Annotated in this window: 10 protein-coding genes; 2 read left to right on the top strand and 8 right to left on the bottom strand. The window is 51.3% G+C overall.

What is annotated here, in order from left to right:
* Positions 1-22: 22 nt before the first annotated feature.
* The 3 genes from ACFODX_RS06025 to ACFODX_RS06015 form a co-directional block, all read right to left on the bottom strand.
* Positions 23-322 (bottom strand): chorismate mutase, encoded by a 300-nt coding sequence (locus ACFODX_RS06025; protein ID WP_324259581.1) that lies wholly within the window; start codon positions 320-322, stop codon positions 23-25.
* Between the two features lie 284 nt (positions 323-606).
* Complete coding sequence (locus tag ACFODX_RS06020; protein WP_378117098.1) at positions 607-1,959, bottom strand: carbohydrate-binding protein; 1,353 nt, start codon at positions 1,957-1,959, stop codon at positions 607-609.
* Positions 1,960-2,437: 478 nt separating this feature from the next.
* Complete coding sequence (locus ACFODX_RS06015) at positions 2,438-5,014, bottom strand: alpha-amylase family glycosyl hydrolase (RefSeq protein WP_378117096.1); 2,577 nt, start codon at positions 5,012-5,014, stop codon at positions 2,438-2,440.
* 316 nt (positions 5,015-5,330) lie between these two features.
* Between ACFODX_RS06015 and ACFODX_RS06010 the strand changes: the two genes are divergently transcribed.
* Both ACFODX_RS06010 and ACFODX_RS06005 read left to right on the top strand, forming a co-directional pair.
* Complete coding sequence (locus ACFODX_RS06010; RefSeq protein WP_378117094.1) at positions 5,331-6,047, top strand: transglutaminase-like cysteine peptidase; 717 nt, start codon at positions 5,331-5,333, stop codon at positions 6,045-6,047.
* A 61-nt stretch (positions 6,048-6,108) separates the two neighbouring features.
* Entirely contained in the window at positions 6,109-8,049 is a 1,941-nt protein-coding gene (locus ACFODX_RS06005) for a bifunctional diguanylate cyclase/phosphodiesterase (protein ID WP_378117092.1), read from the top strand.
* Between the two features lie 65 nt (positions 8,050-8,114).
* Here the strand turns inward: ACFODX_RS06005 and ACFODX_RS06000 are convergent, their stop codons facing one another.
* The 5 genes from ACFODX_RS06000 to ACFODX_RS05980 all read right to left on the bottom strand — a co-directional run bounded on the left by ACFODX_RS06000 (position 8,115) and on the right by ACFODX_RS05980 (position 20,431).
* Positions 8,115-8,444, bottom strand: a complete 330-nt coding sequence (locus ACFODX_RS06000; protein WP_324259576.1) for a hypothetical protein — start codon at positions 8,442-8,444, stop codon at positions 8,115-8,117.
* Between the two features lie 85 nt (positions 8,445-8,529).
* The gene (locus ACFODX_RS05995) at positions 8,530-16,035 is read right to left on the bottom strand and encodes a retention module-containing protein (protein WP_378117089.1); all 7,506 of its coding nucleotides are present in this window, start codon (positions 16,033-16,035) and stop codon (positions 8,530-8,532) included.
* 210 nt (positions 16,036-16,245) lie between these two features.
* The gene (locus ACFODX_RS05990; RefSeq protein WP_378117087.1) at positions 16,246-16,830 is read right to left on the bottom strand and encodes a LuxR family transcriptional regulator; all 585 of its coding nucleotides are present in this window, start codon (positions 16,828-16,830) and stop codon (positions 16,246-16,248) included.
* Entirely contained in the window at positions 16,830-18,266 is a 1,437-nt protein-coding gene (locus tag ACFODX_RS05985) for an HlyD family type I secretion periplasmic adaptor subunit (protein WP_378117084.1), read from the bottom strand. Before ACFODX_RS05985 ends, ACFODX_RS05990 begins: the two co-directional genes overlap by 1 nt.
* Positions 18,266-20,431 (bottom strand): type I secretion system permease/ATPase, encoded by a 2,166-nt coding sequence (locus ACFODX_RS05980; RefSeq protein ID WP_378117083.1) that lies wholly within the window; start codon positions 20,429-20,431, stop codon positions 18,266-18,268. Before ACFODX_RS05980 ends, ACFODX_RS05985 begins: the two co-directional genes overlap by 1 nt.
* Between the last annotated feature and the right edge of the window lie 96 nt (positions 20,432-20,527).

The raw sequence follows: 20,527 nt of genomic DNA, 5'->3' as shown, positions 1-20,527 counted from the left end.
ATGTGTAGAAAGCTTTATGGTCTTACTCGATTAGCAAATCACCTTGCATAAAATGATTGACCAGATCGGCGTAGATTTTTTCGATAATGTCCGGGTTAACGCCCTCGGCGTTAGCCCACTCACGCCGCTGTTGCAGCATGGTTTTGATTTGCTCGGGTGAGCGAACATTTATCTCGGCAGTTTTAAATTGGTCGGCCGCCTCCAGATATTTGGCACGCTGGCCAATCAAACTGATTATGCCCCGGTCGAGCAGATCAATCTCTGTGCGGATATCGCTCATGGAGGTGCATTCTTCGGGGCTTAATTCGTTAGTAATTTCCATCGGGTAGATCCGCTCATCAAGTTTATTGTTACTGTTTGATCTTAAAAAAACCAAATAGTCAGATGCAAACTTACCTAGGCCGGAATGACAAATCGTCCCACTTTGTCATTTTTGTTAATCATTGATGCAAAAGTGATGAAGTGGGAATTCGGCGCCATCGATGACCACCTAAACTGACACTTCACACTGGGTTTTCGCTCCACTTTTTTTCATCCATAAAAAAACGGCACTGACTAATCGTCAGTGCCGTTGATAACTCTCGTACTTTTTTGTTGTTAGTCGAACTACCAATTAGTCAGCGGATGCGTATTCAATTGGTAGATCCTCACCCAATCGTACTGGGTGACCATGGGGTAAACGTTGCCGTACTTGTTGCCGCCGAATACGTCCTGGATGCCATCGTTAGGAATCCAGAAATTCATCATAAGTTCGGTTAAATCATTGGGCACCGGGGTGTAGCTAACCTGGGGTGGAACACAGGAAGGGTTGCAGTCCAGCCAGTCCTGGTTGAGGGTTTTTAATAGAACGCCATCCACAAACCACTTGATACCGGTGGGTGTCCACTCGATGGCATATACACGCCATTGGTCAGCCGGCGCTATATCGATCTTATGCTCCCAGGCACCCCACTGGCGAGTACCATTCCAATCTACAACGTTTACGCCATAAATCAGGTTGGCCTGGAATTTATCCGGACGACCGCCCTCCAATTCCACATCGATCTCTTCCCACTCACGCGGAGAGCCCTCGTGTTTATAGGTGAAGAGCGATGAAATATAACCCGTTGCCACTGAGCGTGCCGGCGCTTTGATACGCGCTTCAATCCGACCATATTTGATGCGTTTATTGGGTTGGGTGCGCAGTTCACCGCAAGAGAAGTTATAGGGGCCTTTTTCTGATTTGTGATCATAGGAATAACTGCCGGGCACATATTCGCGGCGTACCACCAATTCCAGATTACCGTTCACCACTTGCACACCCTGGGGCTGGAAGCGGCAGATGGATTCATTACCCACGGCACCATCACCCTTTGCCCAGATAGCGGTATTGAGACTGTTGAAACGTTCGTCCAATTTGAGCGTGTAGCCAGAGTAAACGCCGGTGTAGCCGGGGTAGGCAGTTGGCAAATTGGTGTTATTCGTGGTATCGGCGACAATTTCAATCCAGTTGAAATTCCAGTTCGCCGTTTGCGCAAACACACCCAGGCTGTAATTGCCTGCATTTAAATTCACTGTGCGGGTCACCGTTGTCCAATTCTGCCAGCCACCAGTTGCCGGAATCGCAAAATTGCCCAACTGGATCGCACCGCCATTTAAATCCACTGAAGCAGTGGCGCCCGATGCCGATGCAACGCGCATACGCACTACATAACTGCCACTGGTTGGGATATTCAGGCCGTTAAACGCCAACCACTCGCCTTGGGCAATCCAACCCACATTGTAACCACCGCCACTATCGCCGGTGGCTTCTACATCCACCGCATCGCTGCGGTAAACACCGCCGGTATTGCCCGGTGTAGTGTCGTAAAACGAATTGTAATTCTCGGCCTGAAATACCACCGCGCTCGCTGGGGTAGATAGCCCAAGACAGGCTAGCGCTACCCAGGCGCTTCTTTTCACTAGAGTTAACTTATTCATGATTATTATGACTCGTTAGTAGGAGGGAATTTATGATTCAGTCGCTGCAGCGAAGGCCAGTATATAAATCGTTAGGGCAATTACAATTGGGAGATTGGCGCCTGAAAAAGCTCAAAGTGCGGGTAACTTCGATGAAAAAATATTCGAACTTTCACCAATAAAAAATCCCACTTTTTGAAGTAACAAAAAAACCAAGTGCAACTCCGTTTGATAAGAAGGGTGACAGCAAAACGCGACTTGGCTCACGCTGTAACACAAGGTGTGCAACATAGAAACAATAGGGAAATACCACACCCAAGTGCACCTTTCATAAATTACTCTGAGTGCCAGCTTAAGGATGGCTTACATCGGGACTCATCACCGCGCCAACCAATCAAGCTGCAGGCAGATAACAAAGAACCGGTCAGCCAGAAAATAAAAAAGGGTGCCCGTCTGGGCACCCTTTTGTGAGGTAAAACGAGAGTGGCTAACGCTGCAATTAATGCAGTACAACCACTTCGTTCTGGGAGAGGTTAAAAGTGCCCGTACCGCTGGTTACGTTCACAATGTCACTACCCACTTTACTGGTGTAGGCAGCGTTCCCCAAACACAGGTTAGGTACAGTGATGCTGGTAGCCGCGCCACGGTTTACCGCAACTACCGCACAATCACTGCCTTCCTGACGCTGGAACACCAATACATCCGCATTCACCCAACGCTCGGCATAGGTGCCACGTTGGATAGCTGGGCTGTTTTTACGCAGCTCGGCCAGGGCACTGATCATGGTGTACGCCGCCGTGGTTTGGCTGAACGAAGGCATTTGCTCACGGTTGTATGGGTCGTGCCCCACTTGACCATCGCCATTCGCGGTAAACCAGGTGGAGTTTTGCTCGGTGCCGTAATAAATAGTAGGGATACCAGGCAAAGTCATCACCAGCGCCATACCCAGGTTTTGACGTGCATCGGCAAAGGCTTTAGCCATACCTTTACCTGGGCGGTTACTGTTAACCAGACCGCTGGTTTGCAGATAAACACTGGTGCGGGTGGCATCGTGGTTGTCCAGGAAAATCGCCTGCAGATCTTCAAAGCCATTCATCGCTGCCGCACGGGAGCTGATGTGAGTGCTCAGGTTGATCATGGTGCTATTGCCGGCAATCGCATTTTCAATCGCATCGCGCAGTTTGAAATCCAGCAGTTCAGAACCGCGACGCTCGTTGAGGAAGGTCATGGAAACTGAATCACCCGCACCGGCGTTGTACCACTCACCGAAGATGTAAGTGTCCGCTTTTTTGGCACGTACAGCTGCACTGAAACGGTTGATGAAGCTTGGCTCAATGTGTTTGATCGCGTCGATACGGAAGGCGTCCACACCGTGATCCATCCACTTGAGTGCCGCGTCAATCAAATACTGATCCGCCAGTGAATTGCTGGTGGTGCCGTGTTTGAAATCGGTCAGGTTGAACAGGCTCTTGTTGCGGAACGACCAGGGATCATCCCATTCACCGTTACAGGTAGTGGCCGGGTTGGTATCACCACAGTCTGAAATAGCGCCATTAGCGTTGTACCAGGTGTTTTTGCCACTGGCGAAATCAGTGATAAATGCACCCTCTTTGTAAAGTGCACCGAATTCGTACTGGTCATCCTGGTTGGAGTGGTTAAGGGCTATATCCAACACCAGTTTCATACCGCGAGCTTCCATTTGGGCATCCAGCTCATCCACTAACGCCCAGTCGCCCAGATGTTCATCGACAGAGTAGAAATCGCGCGCCCAGTAGCCGTGGTAGCCACCTTCGTTGCCCACATTGATGTTATCCACCAGCGGCGTTACCCAGATCGCGGTCACACCCAGTGATTGCAGGTAGTCGAGTTTGGAGATCAAACCCTGGATATCGCCACCCCAGTACTTCTTCCACTCACTTTGAGCACCGGCGCCCTTCACAGTGGAAGTCGCGACAGGGTTGGTGCCGTTGTCGTTGCTGGTGTTGCCGTTGGCGAAGCGATCCACAAACACAAAGTACATAGTGCGTGCACGGAAATCGTCGGCCACTGGCGCGCTGCTGCTTGAGCTGCTGGATGAAGATGACGACACCGAGCTTGAACTGCTTGAACCGCAGTTAGATGCCAGGTTAGTGGTAACGCTAACAAGGCTGTTGCTGCTGGTATTGATCACAATACGTGTCCAGCCACTTGCGGCCTGATCGACGGATGGGAATGCATCTGTACCCCAGGCACCGTTGCGATCAACCTTGAAGCGCGGCCCGCCGTTGGCATCGCCCGCAGTGAAGTTACGGCAGGCTTCCAGTTGATTGGTGCCCGCTGGCGTTGTGAAGAGGTCACCTTCAGCCCAGCCGTTGTGAGTGCCGCGCAAATGGAAAGTTACCGCCGGCGCACTGGATGAACTCCTTGCACTGGAGGTTGTCGGTGCTGAGGTAGATACATAAGAACTGGTTGACGACGACGATTGTGAAGAGCTAGAGATGTTAGTGCTACCACAATTGGCCGCAAGATTTTGCTGGGTGGTGATTGCCTTTGAACTCGCATTAAAAGTGATTTTTACCCAACCAGCGGCAACTGTGTAATCCGCTGCGGGCACTGCATCGCTGCCCCAACCGCCATACGGGTCCACCTTAAAACGTGGGCCGCCAGTGGCGTCGCCACTTACAAATTGCTGGCAACTTTCGTACACATCGCTAGTGCCAACGCGGGTTAACAAGGTGCCTTCTGCCCAACCATTGAACGTGCCGCGCAAGTGATACGCCGCCGGAGGCGTTACCGCACTGATATTCCAGTTTTTGGTGTCGGTATAAAATTTGATATTCCAGGTGCCCTGCGCCACGGCAATGTTAGCACCGTTGCGACCACCTACCCCGTAGTTCTCTGACCAGTCACCGTAGCGATCAAACTTGATGCTGCCAGCACTGCTGAAAACCACATTGGTTAATTCCATGGTGTTGGTGCCAGCGGGATTCATTTGGGCGGCTGCCCAATTGTTATGAGTTCCGCGCAGAAACCATTCCGCTTGGGCGCTGGCAGAAGTTGCCAGCAAGATGGAAAGTAAGACGAGTTTGTGTTTCATAATTGACCTATCCGTTATTAAAATTATTGGAAAGGCCATTTGAAGAGATAAACCTCAGTGAGGCAAATCGCTGCATACGTATTCACGCATAAGGATTTCACTGAATACGTATGCAAGTTTGCATAAATTTCATGCAACTGAATTATCAATTCACTGTTAGTTAAATGGAAACGTTTACACATCGCCGCTGTTTTTTCTGAAAATATTCCCTGCAAGCTGACTATACTAGTGGCAACTTGTGCCAATTAGCCAACCGCCATGCCCGTTCACTGCGCTCTTCAAACACCCGAATTTTCCACTGTCAAAGGTTCGCGCCTTGGCGCTCATCGCTGAGCAGCCCTCCTCTTTTTTATCAGGTTCCCGGCGATGGTTTGGCCGGGTGATTGGCTGTTGGCTGTTATTTTTTACCTTATTTACTGCCGCTTTTTTTGTCGCGGCAGAGCGCCAATCACAAAAAATGCAGCAGGTGATGCACAGCCGTTACGGTGAGGATGGCGCCGGTCTGTTGCGTGCATGGAACCAGATGCTGGACACCAGCCAAACCTTGGATGATGTACAAAAAATTACCCGGGTAAATGATTTTTTTAATCGTCATATTCGCTATAGCGATGACGTGACCCTTTGGCAAAAAAGTGATTACTGGGCAACTCCCCTGGAAACCATGGGCATGCGTGCTGGCGACTGTGAGGACTTCACCATTGCCAAATATTTGAGCCTGTTGGAACTGGGGTTTGCCAATGACCAATTGCGTTTGATTTACGTGCGCGCGCAAATCGGCGGCCAGCAAAGTAAACGCTTTCAGGCACATATGGTGCTGGGTTATTACCAGAGTCCAACTGCAGAACCCTTGATTCTGGATAATTTAATCGGGCGTATAGAACCGGCCAGTAAAAGGCCCGACTTACGCCCCGTGTTCAGTTTTAACAGTGAAGGATTATGGGTGGGCAACAGTGTGCAGTCCCAAGCGGACCCGACTGCACGGTTATCGCGCTGGCGGGATTTATTAGCGCGGATACGCGAGCAAGGATTTTAATGCTACAGCGCAAGTCAGCTACTAACGTTTTTAAAAATCCTTGAATATGAAAGGCATAGGCATGTCATTAATTAAACAACTCTGGATCGGCATTTTATCCCTGCTGTTATTGGCGCTGGGTGGTAATTTTGTCATCAGCACCCTCACCGCCAAAACCTATCTGCAAGAGCAATTGCGCCTGAAAAATATCGACAATGCCAATTCATTGGCCCTGTCTATTTCGCAAATGCCTGATAAAGATCCGGTAACGCTTGAGCTGCTGATTAGCGCCCAATTTGATTCGGGGCATTACGAATACATTATTTTTCAAAACACTGATAAACAAGCAGTGGTTGCGCGCCGCTACGACAACGACAACGACAATCAAACCCAGCAACCAACAGAAAAAGTACCTGCATGGTTTGCCAAGCGTGTGAATTTTGATGCTGCACCGGGCATTGCGCAAATTCAGGACGGCTGGCAGCAAGCCGGTACGCTGGTAGTGAAAAGTCATTCAGGTTATGCACTGGAAGCACTGTGGAAAAACACCCGCGATTTACTGGAGTGGTTTTTGTTTGCAACTCTACTGAGCGGCCTGATTGGCAGTATCGTTTTGAAATATATTTCACGCCCGCTGGATGTAGTAGTCAGTCAGGCAGAAGCGATTGGCGAACGGCGCTTTATTGTTTCAGAAGAACCTAAAACCAAAGAGTTTCAACGCTTGGTACGTGCGATGAATCGTTTGTCCAACAGCGTAAAACAGATGTTGGAAAAAGAGGCGCGACAACTTGAATTGCTCAGGCGCGAATCGCAAACTGACCCGCTTACCGGTATTGCCAATCGCACACATTTTTTACATTTGTTTGACGCGCAGTTAACCAATGAGGACGCACAAGACAGAGGTGTGCTGGTAATTGCGCGCTTAATGAACCTTCAGCAATTAAATAATCAACTGGGGCATCACCAAGTCGATCAGCTGTTGTGTGCGATTGCCAGCGTATTCAGGGACATTAACCAACGCTATCCAGGCAGCCATGCAGGCCGGTTAAATGGCAGCGATTTTTGTTTGCTGATTCCTACTGATATCGCAATTGATATTGTGGGTGCCGAAATATCCCAACAATTAAATTTTCAACTAATTGCCACAGGCTATACCCAAATTGGTTTGCCTATGGCACTCAGCTATTTCCAGCAGGGAGATCTGCGTACCGATTTATTGCATACATTAGATGGCGCCCTTGCTGAAGCAGAAGTAAAGGGCAATCGCGCGGTAATTATTCGCCCCGAGGGGCACCCACATTCCACTCCCAGGAATCTGGGGCAATGGCGCGACTCTATCGAATATGCCTTAACACATCAGCATATCGCGCTGGTTAAGTTCCCGGTGCGCAACCAACAGGGCGAGCTGATTCACGATGAAACCGCCGTGCGCTTGCAATTGGATGAGGAGCAAAAAACAGCGGGCTATTTTATTCCCTGGGCGGTGCGGCTGGGCATTATGTCCAACATCGATTTAGCTGTATTGCGCTTGGCACTTAACCAATTAAGCATCACCGCCACGCAGCTACCACAACCCATGGCGATTAATGTATCAAGCGCCGCGTTATGCAGCGCAAGCTTCCGCGAACAAGCCTTGGAATTAATTGCCCAACACCCGGCAGTTGCTCGCTTTTTATGGTTGGAGTTTTCCGAGAGCTGCGTGTTGCGCCACCCTGAGGAACTACGGATTTTTATCACCCAGTTGCGCAAATTTGGCTGTTTAATTGGCCTGGAACACGTTGGTTTGGAATTCACTCGCTTTGATCAACTGCAAGAAATGGGCTTGGCATTTTTGAAAATTGATAGCGCCATTATTCGCGATATAAATACCACCAACAGTAACCAAGCATTTGTGCAAAGCCTGTGTTTATTAGGGCACTCCATTGGCTTGACGATGATTGCAGAGGGAGTGCAAACCGCTGCTGAACAACAGACCCTGTTCGGCTTGGGAATAGATGCTGTCACAGGGCCTTTTGTACAGTAATTTTAAAAAAGATAATTTTTAAGATAAAAATAATTTTAGAATGAAAATAGTTTGCAGGATAAACACTACAGCGGCAAATGGTCGCCATCGTCCAGCAGATCTATACCCTGGCGTTTGCCACGCAACTCACGTCGTGCAAGCAATTTGTCTTGCGCGGCCGTGGGTAAATCAGTAAATCGAATCACGCCCTGCTCTACCAACAAACCCACCACGTCCTCTAGTACCCGTGCCATGGCCGTGTCGGTTTGCTCCAGCGCCAACTGCTCTGCGGATTTACTGCTGTGCAAAAACGCCAGCAGTTGCCCATCGTCATCAGGTAATTGCTCGGTAAATTCGGCGCTGGCAGTTTTACTGAGCGCAATAATCACACCTTGCTCATCGCGTTTTATAAACATACAAACTCCACACAAAATAACGACAGGCGACATCACACAATAAAAAATCCCGCCAGTGAGTGGCGGGATTTTTTATGTTTAGCGCTTAATCTGTTATCAACTTATTGTTGTTGAGCATCTGGGTAATGATCTGCTGATCAGTAGTTGCACCGCTGTACAGCGATTGCAAATTTACACCCTCCAGTACTATTTGCTGAGTCGTGGCACTGCTGGTAAAACTTGAGCCTACCGAGTGCGAATCGCCATTAAAACCACCGGTGTGACTGATATGAATTACCGTATTGCTACCACTGATTTCAAAATGCAAATAATCGGCAAGGTTGCCCGCACTATTTGATGCACCCACTGATTCGCCTTGCAACAAATCGCGCAGATCCAATACATCCCCGCCAGTACCATTGTTGCCCGGTGCTGAGGTGGAAAAGTTCTGGATGGTATCCACTGCGGGTGAACCTGCAGTACCTTGATCGCCCAGACTCCAGGCAAACACATCCACAAAGTTCTCGCCCGAACTACCTCCACTCATGGTGTCGTTGCCAGCGCCGCCAATCAGACGGTCATTACCACTACCGCCATTGATCACATCGTTGCCGCTGCCGCCGTAGATGATGTCTGTGCCGGAACCTGCGCTCAGGTTGTCATCACCCCCACCGCCACGCACAATATTATTGCCGTTATTGGCGTTAATCGTATTGTTGCCCGCGCCACCCTGAATATTTTCACTGGCTGAAGAGCCGGTGTAATTACCGGACTCGGTGGTGGTCAAATCTACGGTGGTGTAGGCCGCCTTGAGATTAACCACTGTCGATGTCGAGGCGGTGAATCCACCATTTGCTTCGGTCGCAGTGACTTGTACGGTCAGATTGGTTGAGTTGGTGGTGTAGCTGCCCGGCAAATTCAACATCAGGTTGGGCAGGTCGGCCGCTGTAAATTGCCACACACCACCCCCCAGGTTAGTGCCGGCATTAAAGCTTAAACCCGTGGGCACACCACTGACCTTAATGGACAGTGTTTCTGAACCATCGGTATCCACCAGCTTGGTGATAATGGGGAACTTCACACTGGTTCCACCGGTGCCCTGTGCAACGGCGACCAGCGACTTGCTCACCACTACCGATGGCGCGCTCGCACTACCTACCGCTAGGTTAACTGTCGCGGTAGTGGTGATGCCGCCATCGTCGCGTGCGGTGTAAGTAAAGCTCGCGCTGCCTTCGTAACCGCTTGTCGGAGTGAATAAGATATTGCCACTGCTGTTGATGCTCACTGTACCGTTCACTGCATTATTCACAGCGATGATCTGAAGAACATCGCCATCCACATCGACATCATTGCCCACCAGGGTTGACGGCGCGATAGTCAGGGTCTGGTTGGATGCCGCAATCAAATTATCGTTTGCTGCCACCGGTGCATCGTTCACTGGCGATACCATCAGGTTCACTGTCGCGGTATCGAAGCCGCCTTTTCCGTCCGTAATGGTATAGGTAAAGGATGCTGGCCCCGCATAGTTGGCTGCGGGTGTAAACACCACGTTACCTCCCACCAGAGCAACCGAACCATTTACCGCCCCCTGCACACTCACAATACTTAAGGTGTCACTGTTGGCATCGGTGTCATTGGCAAGTAATGTCGCCGCACTGATGGTAAATGGCGTGTCCTCCACGGCTACCAGACTGGCCGTTTTGTAGCTGTTAAAGGCATTAAATGGCTGATAACTCAGACCACCATCATTGCTCAATTCAGCCGTAAACTGGGCGTAGTAACCCTGATCCCAGTACACAATTTCAATCGTATGCAGGCCACTGATGGAAAGGGTAAATGAAGGGTGAATACGGGTAGCCGCACTTTGATTGCTGGCTACTTCGGCAACAGTAACGCCATCAATTTTGATTTGATAACCATCATCACTTAATACCCGGAAGTTGTAAGTTCCGGCAGCAAGCTCCACAAAACCACTCATGCGGATAATCGCATCACTGGTTGTCGCCGGGTCATTACTCAAACTGGCAGCATCCGAGCCCAGGAAGGTTTGCAGGTTAGTGCCAAAACCCAAGTTGTTATTAAACCCATTGCCCATGTTGTAATTGAGCGTGGTGGCGGTAAATGTCGCACTGGCTGAGTTTGTCGCGATAAAGTTTTTTACCTGGTCAAGGGAGGCCAGGTTAAGCCCATCTGTACCTTGGCGATAACCGAAGTATTCTGCATGCAGGCCAGTAGCCGTGGCATTGCCCACAGGGTTATCGTTAATGGCATCCGGTGGAGTGTTTACCGCAGTCACGTTGATGTTAACCGTGGCTGTCGCTGTTCCGCCCTGCCCATCGCTCACGCTGTAGGTAAACGAAGCTGGGCCGCTGTAACCGGCAGTCGGGGTAAACACTGCATTCCCACCTACAATGCTCACACTCCCGTTTACCGGATCTTGCACTGACAAAATACTCAGGGTATCTCCGTCAGGGTCAGTGTCATTTGCCAGCAGCTGGAGCGGCGTCAGGGTAAGTACCTGGCCTTGCGCTACCGTGGCTGAATCTGCATTTGCCGTCGGCGCATCGTTGGTGCCCCTGACTGTAATGACAACGCTGGTTGTGGCGCCATCAATACTACTGACGGTGAAGGTTTCCGTCTTAGTCTCACCTTCTTTCAGCTGCTGCACGGCGCTCAGGCTGTTATTGATGTTGTAAGTCCAAACCCCGGCGGCATTGATGGAGAAATTGCCGTAGGTTCCGGCGGTATTGGTTTGTGGCTGGAAGCTCGCCTCACCCGCGTCAGGGTCAGTGATGCTCAGGGTGCCACCCGCGCTGGACTGCGCTGGCGTGTCCTCTTTTACCGAGCCAGCGCCAGTGCCCAGTACCGCAGCGTCAGCGACCGGGTTTACCGTAATGCTGGCCGTTGCGGCTGTTGCATCCTCAAGGCCTAAGTTGTCGCGCGCGACATAATCAAATTGGGTAGAGCCATTCCAGTTGGCATTCGGCATGAAATAAACCGGCCCGGTTACCAGATCGCCCACTCCAATGGCAGTGGTCATAGTTGCGTCAGAGTAAAGCACGCCGTTGACCGGCAGGGATTTGATGACATAGCCCGCAACGGTACCATCGCTATCACTGCCAGTCAGATTGATGGTGATGAGTGTGTCCTCATTGCCCGATGCGGCAACGGAATTCGTCTCAGGTGCAACATTAGGTGCTGCGGTGACGCTGATATTCACCGTTGCAGAACTGGTACCACCGTGGCCATCGGTGATGCTGTAGGTAAACGAAGCGGGGCCTGTGTAGTTGTTGGCAGGAATGAAGTGCAACTTGCCATCAATATAAGCCAGGGAACCGTTAGTTACTGCACCGGCGGCGAACACTGTCAAAGTGTGGCCATCGATATCGGTGTCGTTTGCCGTCAGGCTTGCAAGGTTAATTTCCAAAGCCACGTTTTGGGTGGTGGCCAGGGAGTCATTATTAGCCACCGGCGCATCATTAACCGGGTCAATGGTGATGTCGAGTGTGCTACTAAAACCCGTATTGGTAGTGTAAGTGATCTGGGGCACCGGGCCGTTGTAGTTGGCCACTGGTGTAAAGGTAAAGGCACCACTTGCCTGTAATGTCAGGCTGCCGATGCCCGGTACACTGACCAGATCACCAGCGCTATAGCCGGTGCCATTCATAACGAATGCGACGACTTGCAGTGGGCTATCAACGTCGGTGTCATTGGACAACACATTGCCACTGGCCTCTGTATCTTCACTGGCATTAACAACATCGGCCAGCAGGACACTTGGATCATCCACGTTAGTCACATTGATGTGAACCGTCGCTGTGGCGGTGTTGCCGTGACCATCGTGAATGCTGTAATTGAATGACGCTGGGCCACTGTATTCAGCGTTAGGGATAAAGGTCAGTTGGCCGCCCACATAGGACAAGGTGCCATTGACTACAGCACTCGCACTGAATACCGAGATGGTATCGCCGTCCGGGTCTGAATCGTTAAGCAGCCAATCAGCCAAGTCGAAGACAATCGGGGTATCTTCTGCCGTGGTGTAAAAATCATCAACTGCGATTGGTCTTTCATTTACCGGCGTTATATTGATGTTCACGGTCACGGTATTGCCATCTACAGTACCGTCATTCACTTTGTAGGTGAAACTATCTACAGTAGTCTCACTACCGTCGTGGATATAGCTGAAGGTTCCATCGGCATTGAGCGTCAGGGTCCCGTGAGCCGGGCCTGTCACCAGGATGGCCGTTAATGGATTGCCTTCCGCATCTGTGTCGTTCGCCAGTAGGCTGGTAGCACCACCATTTAGGCTAGTGGCAACACCCCCTTCGAATAAGGTAATTGAATCAGCCACAGCAACGGGTGCTGTGTTGGCAGTCACCGTGACCGTCACACTGGCGGTGTCAGTGCCACCATTGCCATCGCTGATGGTGTAGGTAAAGGTGTCAGTGCCGACATAACCGGCATCAGGTGTGTAGATAGGATTGCCGGTTACCGCATCAATCACCACCGAACCATGCACACCTTGGGTAACGCCAGTTACTGTTAGGCTGTCGTTTTCCGGATCGGTATCGTTTGCCTTCACAGCTACCGTTACCGAGGTATCCTGACGCACTGACACAGCATCATCCACGGCGTCTGGAGTGCCGTTGACGGGCAAGACACCGATGGTAATCGTGCTGAGCGCATTGCCGCCATTACCATCCGTCACCCGCACGACAAAACTGTCTGTACCGGTAAAGCCAGCGCCGGGGTTATAGATAAATTGGCCGGTCAATATATCGAGCGACAAAGAGCCAGACCCGGGCGGAGTTTGCAGCAAGAACCGCAGGGAATCACCATCCGGATCAGAACCACTGACAGTGCCGGGAATGGCTTGGTTCTCGTTGGTAGTCAGGTTTTGGTCCGCGGTCACGGGCGCATCGTTAATTGGATTTACATCAATAGTGACCGTGCTCGTAGTAACACCGCCTTTACCATCACTAATACTTACGACAAAACTGTCACTGCCGTGGTAATTGGTGTTGGGGGTATAGGTAAACGTACCAGTAACAGGGTTGAGAATGACGCTGCCATGGGTGGGATTAGCTGAAACCAAGAAACTCAGCGGGTCACTATCCGGGTCGCTGGCAAGCACAGCACCATTGACGGGAATATCTTCATCTGTTGTTAGATTCAGGTTACTGGCAACAGGGGCATCATTAGTGGAATTCACACCAATCGTGACCGTACTGGTAGTGGTACCGCCATTGCCATCGCTGATGGTCACCACGAAGCTGTCGCCACCGGTGTAACCGGTATTCGGGGTATAGGTAAATGTGCCCGTTGCGGCGTTCAGCACAACGGTGCCACTCGCCGGACTACCCGTAACGGAGTAAGACAAGGTATCGCCATCCGGGTCATTCGCGCTGATAGCGCCATTCACCGGTACGTCTTCATCGGTGGTCAGATTCAGATCGCCAGCCGTGGGCGCAACGTTTACCGGTGTCACACCAATAGACACGAGGCTAGTGGTAGTGCCGCCATTGCCATCGCTAATGGTGACGGTAAAGCTGTCGCTGCCGTTGTAACCGGTATTTGGGGTATAGGTGAAACTGCCGGTGGCCGGATTCAAAACGACAGTACCATTAACCGGCGCGCTGTTGAGACTGTAGCCCAGGCTATCGCCATCGATATCACTGGCACTTATTTGGCCATTAACTGGTATGTTTTCCGGCGTAACCAGGTTGAGGTTACTGGCTACCGGTGCATCGTTTACCGGAGTGACACCAATATTGATGCGGCTGGTTGTGGTGCCGCCATTGCCATCGCTAATGGTGACCACAAATGAATCGCTGCCGTTGTAATTAGCAGCTGGAGTGTAAGTGAAGGTGCCGGTAGCCGCATTCAGGGTCACACTACCGTTTGCAGGCTGACCAGAAACCACATAGCTCAAGCTGTCGCCATCGACATCGCTGGCGCTGACTTGGCCACTGATGGGGGTATCTTCCGGTGTTGTCAGGTTTTGGTCGCTGCTTACCGGTGCATCGTTTACTGGTGTCACGCCTATGTTGATGCGGCTGGTGGTAGTACCGCCATTGCCATCGCTGATGGTGACGATAAAGAAATCACTGCCATTAAAATTGGCATTTGGGGTGTAGGTAAATGCACCGGTTGCCGGATCAAGTGTGACTGTGCCACTCGCCGCTGGTGCGGAAACCAAATAACTCAGGCTGTCGCCATCCACATCGCCTGCCACTACCTGACCATCGATAGGTGTATCTTCCGGTGTTGTCAGGTTTTGGTCGCTGCTCACCGGGGCATCGTTTACGGGTGTCACACCTATGTTGATACGGCTGGTGGTAGTACCGCCATTGCCATCGCTGATGGTGACGATAAAGAAATCACTGCCATTAAAATTAGCATTTGGGGTATAGGTAAATGCGCCGGTTGTTGGATCAAGCGAGACTGTGCCACTCGCCGCCGGTGCAGAAACCAGATAATTCAGGCTGTCGCCATCCACATCGCTTGCCACTACCTGACCATCGATGGGTGTATCTTCGGGGGTGATCAGGTTTTGGTCGCTGCTTACCGGCAGGTCGTTTACGGGTAAGACACCGATAGTGACGGTGCTGGTGGTGCTGCCACCGTTGCCATCGCTAATGGTGACGATAAACAAATCACTGCCATTAAAGTTGGCGTTTGGTGTGTAGGTAAATCCGCCAGTAACCGGATCCAATACCAGTTGGCCATTTGCTGGCGCGCCCGTCAGGCTGTAACTGAGGGTGTCATTTTCGACATCGCTGGCGACTATTTGCCCGCTTACCGGCGTGTCTTCATCAGTGACCAGATTTTGGTCGGCAGACACGGGAATATCATTCACCGGTGTAACGTTTAAGGTAATAGTGGCGGTGCTGCTATTGCCGCGGCTGTCGGTGACTGTCACCACAAAACTGTCGGGGCCGTTGTAATTCGCATTAGGGGTAAATACAAACTGACCTGTGGCCGGGTTCAGCTGCAAACTGCCATTTGCAGGGCCACCCGCGAGTGCATAGGTTAATAGGTCGCCTTCTATATCTGTGGCGATAATTTGGCCAGTCAATGGCGTATCTTCATCGGTGCCGAATACTTGATCGGCTAATTCAGGTGCGCGATTGACATAATCGCCATCGCTTGCGGCCTGCCCAGCCTGTGCCTCTGGACTGCTGTTGTAAGAAAAATCCTGATCCTCGGTCGACTCGGCAATACGATCCAAGCGGACAAAATTGCTACTGCCATCCGATCCACCGCCGGCGTTATCGCCTGCGGCAGTTTCCTCCAACTCCTCTAACAAATCGCCTTCTTGTTCAAGAATCGTCAAGGCTTGATCCACACTGGCATCGTCCAGCAACGCCTCATCGGCGGAGGTCGCGGTTTGCGGGTTCATATCGCGGCTCATTGCCACTTCCTGACCACCGTAAATAATCAGGGGTTCCACTCCGCCAATATCCAGCTCAACGCGCGCGCCCTCTGCCGTCACAATAATTTCATTGTCGTTAAGCACCGCCCCCACCGTTAGCGGGCGCAGGCTGCCATCAGGCGCTTTCGCCCAGGCTTGACCTTGAAGAAACGCAACAGTAGCTACGGCATTGCTCATACTTGACTCCGATGTAAAAAGTGAACCAGCGCACAATTGGGGATGTTAGGTGGAGTCTAGTGACAGTTGAAATTAACGCCATTGGACTAAAGGACAATAAGCAGGATTTTTTTATAGACGAAGGTGTTCTAAAAAGCGCAAAAAAGAATGCTTTAAGCGACAGAACGAATCAGAAGGGGTGTGGGGCGTGTGATATGTAGCAACAGATAATCAGCCAGACAAAGCCAGCGCAAGTTGCAGGCGATCACGCACTCCCAACTTTTCAAAACTGGCGCCCAAATGGGCTTTAACAGTGCGTTCAGTGATATCCAGAGCGCGAGCCACTTCTTTGTTAGTTTTGCCGGCTGCAACCAACTCTGCCACGGCACGCTCGCGGCTGGTCAGGCGATTCAGATCAGCTTTAGGGCTAGAACCTGCAGGTGCTGCCAAGCGCTGGGCACCCAGAATCAGCTCACGCATTAACTCAGCGCCCAACCAAACCCCACCAAGAGCCACTGACTGGGCAATCTGCTCCAGCACCGAGGGCACCGCCAGATAATGCACATAACCGCTGGCCCCCGCCTCCAATACCTGCCGGGCTTCGCTGGTTTGTTCTATTGCCGTCATGGCAACCACTTTAATGCCGGCATCGGCCAGATTTTTTATCTGGGCGATGCTTTGCGCTCCGGTCAGTAACAGCCACACCAGATCAGATGAATTCAAATAGCCAAATTCCCGCACCAGATGCGCATCCGGAAAGGCTTGCAACCAATGGGGTGATTGCACAGTGACAGGGGCAACAAACAGGTGCGGCATTATCGTTCCGTCATAGCATTTTGTTGGGCGCGCAAAACCGGCTTTAGCAAATAGGCCAAAACCGTTTTCTTGCCAGTGAGAATATCTACCTGGGTCATCATGCCCGGCATGATAGGCAGCGTAGGGTCAAAACCAGCGCGCTCGGTGCGCACCCGCACTATATAAAAAGTGCGCTCTTTTTCATCGGTAATGGTATCGGGGCTAATGTGTTCCACCTTGCCGCGCAAACCGCCGTAAACCACAAAATCGTAAGCGGTAAATTTCACAATCGCCTCTTGCCCCGGGTGTAAAAAGGCAATGTCTTTGGGTGACACCTTGGCCTCGACAATTAACTGGTCGTCCAGCGGCACCATTTCAATCACTTCGCGCCCCGGTTGTACTACGCCGCCCACGGTATTGGTAAACACCCGTTGTACAGTGCCGCGCACTGGCGAGCGTATTTCTGCGTATTTTATTTTGTCGGCAAGGCCGGTACTGGATTCGCTTAACGCCGCTATTTTTGCCAACACATCCGATAATTCATTGCGCCATTTGTTGTTGGCCATCAGTTCCGTTTCGCGCAACTTCCCCTCGGCCTCTTCCACTGCCAGCAATAAACGGGACTCCTGCGACAAGGCCTGCTCACGGTCGCCGCGCGCGCGCGCCACCTCGCCTTCCAAACGCAAAATTTCCACTTCTGAAATCGCACCACTGGCAAGCAGCGGTTTAGTAACCCCTAACTCCTGCGTGGCCAATTCCAAGGCGCGTGTCGCCTGGGTTAATTTTGCGCGCACTTCATTTAATTCTTCGGCGCGCTGATCCAATTGACTGCGCGCAATCGCAAGCTGCTCATCCAATTCCTTGCGATTGGATTCATACAAATTGCGCTCGTGATTCACAATGTCCGGCGCATCTGCCATTAAATCCTGCGGCCACACCAGTTGGGTATTGGTGGTTAACGCTTGTAAGCGTGCAGCGCGGGCCTGCAGTGATAAATATTCCGCGCGGTTTTCGCGAAAAGTGGAAATAAAGCGCGTGGGATCTATGCGCAATAATAAATCGCCTTTGTTAACCGTTTGCCCTTCGCGCACCAGCACTTCTTGTACTACACCACCATCAAAAGATTGAATAACCTGCAGCTGCGATGAGGGAATTACCTTGCCTTCGCCGCGCGCCACTTCATCCAAGGGTGCAAAGGCGGCCCACAGCAGCAACAACAACACAATCAGTGCAATAACCCGCAGCAGGGCGCGCGCTTTTATCGGTTCCTGTTGCAACCTGGCCCAGTCTGAATCTGTCACCCAATCTTTTGGTTGCTCATGAATAGGGTCGAGCCAGCGCGCATAAAGTTTGTCGATAAAACGGCTGGCCGGCAGGCCTAGTTTATCCAGCGCGCGGCCCAGCTTTTCAAACCAGATTTTGTCGCGGGATTTTTTTAGCGGTGCAGTTGAATGCATCAGGAAGCCCTCCCGATACGCCCTTGACGCAGCGCTTCCACTACCTGCTCTTTCGGGCCATCGGCGACAATTTTGCCGCTATCAATCACAATAATTCGCTCCGCCAATTCCAACAGCGAGGTGCGATGGGTAATCACAATCAGGGTTTTGTGTGCAGCAAATTGCAACAGGTTGCGTTTGAATTCCTCTTCACTGGTGTGATCCATGGAGCCTGTGGGTTCATCCATTAATATGATCGGCGCATCGTTTAATAAAGCGCGTGCAATACTGACCGCCTGGCGCTGGCCACCGGACAACAACTGTCCATGCTCACCCACCGGCATAGCCAGCCCCATAGGGTGCTGGTTTACAAATTCGGTCAAGCCACTCAAACGCACTGCTTCCAAAATCGCTTCATCGGTCGCATGGGGCGAGCCTAGTGCAATGTTGTCGCGCAGACTGCCAAAAAATAAATTTACATCCTGGGATACGTAACCAATATTGCGCCGCAATTCGGCGGGGTCCAGTTGGCGAATATCAATACCATCAATCAGCAAAGTACCGGCACTGGGTTCATACAAGCCGGCGATTAATTTCTCCAGCGTGGTTTTACCCGAACCGTTGCGCCCCAGAATAGCCAAATGTTCACCCGCGTTAATTTTGAATGAAACATCACGCAACACTTCGCGTTCATCCTGCGGATATTTAAACGCAACTTTTTTAAATTCAATCGCACCCTGCAAACGCGGGCGACTAATCCACTGGGCATCCAGCGGGCGCTCTACCGGTTTAGCCATCACTTCATTAAGCGCTGTTAATGCCGTGGCAGCACTGTGATATTGCATTAACAACCCGGCGGTTTGCCCTACCGGAGCCATAATACGCGAAGCAAGCATATAGGCAGCGATTAGCCCGCCTTGGGACAAATTGCCGTCAATAATTTGGTAGACACCAACGATAATAATAACCACCGACACCGCTTGCTGAACCCACAAAGTACTGCTGCCCACCGAGCCGGACAACAACCGCATTTTTACTCCTACACGCGACAGCACCAGGGTGGCTTTTTCCCAAATCACTTGCATGCGCCCTTCCGCGCCCAGGGTTTTTATTGTCTCCAAACCAGCGACGCTCTCTACCAATGTCGCGTTGCGTTGTGCCGAGGCTTGCATGGAGTTTTCCGCAAGGATTTGCATTTTTTTCTGCACCGCAGCGGTGTAAATAATGACTACACCCACACCGACAATAATGGGCAAAATCAGCGGCCAGGAAATTAACAGCACCACCAATAAAAAGAGCAGCACAAAAGGTAAATCTACCAGCGCCAGAATGGTGGCAGAAGAAATGAAATGGCGAATGGATTCAAAGGATTGCAAGCCGGCAGTGAATGAACCAACCGAGGCCGGACGCTCCGACAACTTCATGCCCAGTACCCGTTCCATAATAACGGCCGACAAGGTGACATCCACCCTGCTTGCAGCCAGATCAACAAACCAGGCGCGCATCATGCGCAGTACAAAATCAGCACTGATTGCAATCAGCATGCCAAAGGATAAAACCCAAAGCGTATCCGTCGCATGGTTTGGCACTACGCGGTCATACACATTCATCACAAACAGTGGCGAAATCAACGCAAAAAAATTGATCAATAGTGCCGTTAGTAGCACATCGCGATAGAGGTATTTGTATTCACCAATCACACCCCAAAACCAGTGGGATTCGCGCTGTTTTTGCGCAATGTTTTTGGCTATATCAGTGGCGCGCGCATCAAATTTTTCTTGTGGACGCACATAAATGGCATGACCGGTATAACTGGCGACCAGATCATCCAATGTCACCTCCACCACGGCATCGCCCAATTCCGGATAAACAACGCGCGCACCACTGCTGCTCGACTCCAGCAATAGGCAGGCTTGATTATTGTTGAGCAGAAGTACTACCGGAAATAGTGCGGGGTTTAATTCAGCAAGCGGACGCACCACCAATTTGCTGGTCATACCGGCACGTTTGGCTGCACGTGCGAACAGCGAGGGAGTAAGGCCGGTGCTTTCAAGCGGTAAGCCTGCTAACACACTCTCACGGGTAGTCGTAATCTGATGCGCACGCGCCACCAACAATAAACATTCAAGCAAAGGGCCAGCAGCTACAGCCTGGGAATCCACTAGAGGTTGGACGTTGGGGGTCATTCTGGCTCCGGGGCGGGTCTGTCGAACAAGGCGGGGCTGTCGAGCAATAGGGGTTCATCGAACAATAAAAAGCGGCCAGCTGCAGCCGCTCTATTC

The organism is Cellvibrio fontiphilus (assembly GCF_042646205.1).
GTDB classification, from domain to species: Bacteria; Pseudomonadota; Gammaproteobacteria; order Pseudomonadales; family Cellvibrionaceae; genus Cellvibrio; species Cellvibrio fontiphilus_A.
Note: the sequence above shows the minus strand (reverse complement) of the source record. Positions and strands in the feature narration are given on the sequence as shown.